The organism is Pontibacter sp. HJ8, from assembly GCF_054824225.1.
This window is the reverse complement of the sequence record NZ_JSYF01000348.1, coordinates 1-2,961: the sequence shown is the minus strand read 5'-3', so window position 1 is coordinate 2,961 and position 2,961 is coordinate 1. Positions and strand designations below refer to the sequence as shown.

Annotated in this window: 3 protein-coding genes; 2 read left to right on the top strand and 1 reads right to left on the bottom strand. The window is 53.3% G+C overall.

Annotation, left to right across the window (positions count from 1 at the left end):
• On the top strand, positions 1 to 1,195 hold a 1,195-nt coding region (gene rny / locus OB13_RS15000), incomplete at its 5' end, for a ribonuclease Y (RefSeq protein WP_461490985.1).
• Between the two features lie 93 nt (positions 1,196 to 1,288).
• Here rny and OB13_RS14995 read toward each other — a convergent pair.
• Positions 1,289 to 1,762 carry a Dps family protein gene (locus OB13_RS14995; protein ID WP_461490984.1) on the bottom strand — a complete coding sequence of 158 codons (474 nt, stop codon included), beginning with the start codon at positions 1,760 to 1,762 and terminating at the stop codon, positions 1,289 to 1,291.
• Positions 1,763 to 1,937: 175 nt separating this feature from the next.
• On the opposite strand from OB13_RS14995, the gene OB13_RS14990 reads away from it, so the two are divergent.
• Positions 1,938 to 2,885 carry a LysR substrate-binding domain-containing protein gene (locus OB13_RS14990; RefSeq protein WP_461490983.1) on the top strand — a complete coding sequence of 316 codons (948 nt, stop codon included), beginning with the start codon at positions 1,938 to 1,940 and terminating at the stop codon, positions 2,883 to 2,885.
• Positions 2,886 to 2,961 lie beyond the last annotated feature (76 nt).

Sequence of the window (2,961 nt, the reverse complement as noted above, 5' to 3'; positions counted from 1 at the left end):
GGAGATACTCAGGAAGCGCAAAGAGGAGGTAGAGCAGCAGCACCAGGAGGTGGTAACCCAGCTGGAGAAAATTGCCGGCCTGACAGCCGCCGAAGCGCGTGAGCAGATGGTGGAAGCCCTGAAGAGCGAAGCCCAGTCGCATGCCTCTTCTTATGTGAAGGACATCGTGGCCCAGGCAAAGCTTACCGCGACAAAAGAAGCCAAGAAGATCGTAGTAGAAACCATTCAGCGCACGGCTGCCGAGCACGCCATCGAAAACTGCGTGTCCGTTTTCAACATCGAAAGCGACGACATCAAAGGCAAGATCATTGGACGTGAAGGCCGTAACATTCGGGCCCTCGAAGCCGCAACCGGTGTAGAGATCATCGTGGATGACACCCCGGAAGCGATCATCATCTCCGGATTTGACCCGGTACGCCGCGAGGTAGCACGCCTGTCCTTGCACCGCCTGGTAGCGGATGGACGTATTCACCCGGCCCGTATCGAGGAAGTGGTGACAAAGACCCGCAAAAACATTGACGAAGAGATCATCGAGATCGGGGAGCGTACTGCTATCGACTTAGGTATACACGGGCTTCACCCGGAACTGATCAAAATGGTTGGCCGTATGCGTTTCCGTTCGTCTTACGGACAGAACCTGCTGCAGCACTCCCGTGAAGTAGCCAACCTTTGCGCTACGATGGCAGCAGAGCTTGGCCTGAACGTGAAGCACGCCAAACGTGCCGGTCTGTTGCACGACATCGGCAAAGTAACGCCAGACGAGCCGGAATTGCCCCACGCGATCATCGGTATGGAGCTGGCCAAGAAATACAAGGAGCATCCGGATATCTGCAATGCCATCGGAGCGCACCACGATGAGATCGAGATGACCGCCATGATTTCTCCGCTGATCCAGGCCTGTGACGCCATTTCCGGTTCCAGACCAGGAGCACGTCGTGAGATCATGGAATCCTACATCAAGCGTCTGAAAGACCTGGAAGCTGCCGCCGTATCGTTTGACGGGGTGAACCAGTGTTATGCCATCCAGGCGGGCCGTGAGCTCCGCATCATGGTAGACGCCGACAACGTAACCGACGAAAAAGCAGCTCAGCTTTCTTTTGACATCTCCCAGAAGATCGAGAAAGAAATGCAGTACCCGGGCCAGATCAAGATCACCGTTATCCGGGAAATGAGGGCGATCAGCTACGCCAAGTAAGCTATACCTGAGGTATAAGTCATATAAATAAAAGCCGCCTGCTATACCTAGCAGGCGGCTTTTTTTATTATGTTTTCAGTCTGGCTATACCTGTCAGCTCATGAAAGCCTTCAGCATCCAGAGGGTTTTCTCGTTTTCGTTGATGTCTTCGCTGATCAGGCTCACGGTGCCTTCGTCGCCTCTTTCGGCAGCCAGGCTCAGGATCTCACGCTCCAGGCCGATCAAAAGAGAGAGGTTCTCGTGTGTAGCCGCAACCGTTTCTTTATCACCGCTCAGATTGGAGGCCTCTTGAATACTGGATACCCGCACATAATCCGAAAAGGTATGCAGCGGTTGCTGGCCGATCGTCAGGATACGCTCGGCCAGCGCGTCAATTTTGGTAAGTGCATTGTTGTAAAGTTCCTCGAACTTGGCATGCAGCTGGAAAAAGTGGATCCCTTTGATGTTCCAGTGAAAGCCGCGCAGATTCTGGTAATAGATGTGATAATTGGCCAGCAACTCATTGAGCTTATCCGCGATTTCTACCGAGTCCTGCTTCTCAAGTCCTATATTCGTTAGTTTTGCCATAGTCTTACTGTCTTTAGATATTTTGTACGTTGTGCTTTAGACAAAGATCGCCTGAATAACTTCATCGATCAAATTGACTTTATTGATACAATGATAGGTTAAATCTATAACTTGCGGCACCCGCAGCACGGCATATTCGGGCTGTTGGCGCGGAGCACTTAGTCCTTATTCAGAGATGACACTGGTACAATTGGAGTATTTGTTGGCAGTAGACACCCACCGGCATTTTGCCACGGCGGCGGAACACTGCTTTGTGACGCAGCCGACCCTGAGCATGCAGCTGCAGAAGCTGGAAGAAGAGCTGGGCGTGCAGCTTTTTGACCGGAGCCGAGTACCGGTACGACCAACGGAAATTGGCAAAGAGGTGATCGCCCAGGCGCGTACCGTGGTGGCAGAGGCCAGAAAGATCCGGGAGATCGTGCAGAACCAGAAACAGGAGCTGTCAGGAGAGCTGCGAATAGGCGTTATTCCTACGCTGGCGCCCTACCTGATCCCGCTCTTCATCACCCGCTTTATGGCGAAATACCCGGAGGTGCGGGTCGTGGTGCAGGAGCTGCTGACAGAGCAGATCGTTCAGAAGCTGAACCATGAACTGCTGGATGTGGGGCTGCTGGTGACGCCACTGGAAGATAAAAGTATCAAAGAGCTGCCACTGTTTTACGAAACCTTTGTCGCCTACATCAACCCCAATCACCCCCTGGCCAAAAACAAGACCATTGCCCCGGAACAGCTGGATACGGACGAACTGTGGATACTCAACGAAGGCCACTGCTTCCGGAGCCAGGTGCTCAACATCTGCAACCGGGCAGGAGGGGCTTATACCGCGGGTGCCGGCCACCTCGATTACAAGAGCGGCTCACTGGAAACCCTGAAACGAATTGTGGAAACACAGCGGGGGCTCACCCTGCTGCCTGAGCTTTCGGTGCTGGATATTCCCCCGCAAAAGGAGGGACTCGTACACCTGTTCCGGGAGCCACAGCCGCAACGGGAGGTGAGCCTGGTGGTGCACCGCAGTTTTCTTAAAAAGAAATTGGTCGAAGCGCTGCAACAGGAAATCACGGCTGCTATACCGGACGAGATCAGAAACCGGAAAAAGCAGCAGGTGGTGGAAGTTAGAGTTTAGAAGTTTGAAGTTAGAAAGGTGAGGCGCTTGTAAGGACAGGTCGCGGCCTGTCCGAATCGTGCACAGGTATAGGTAT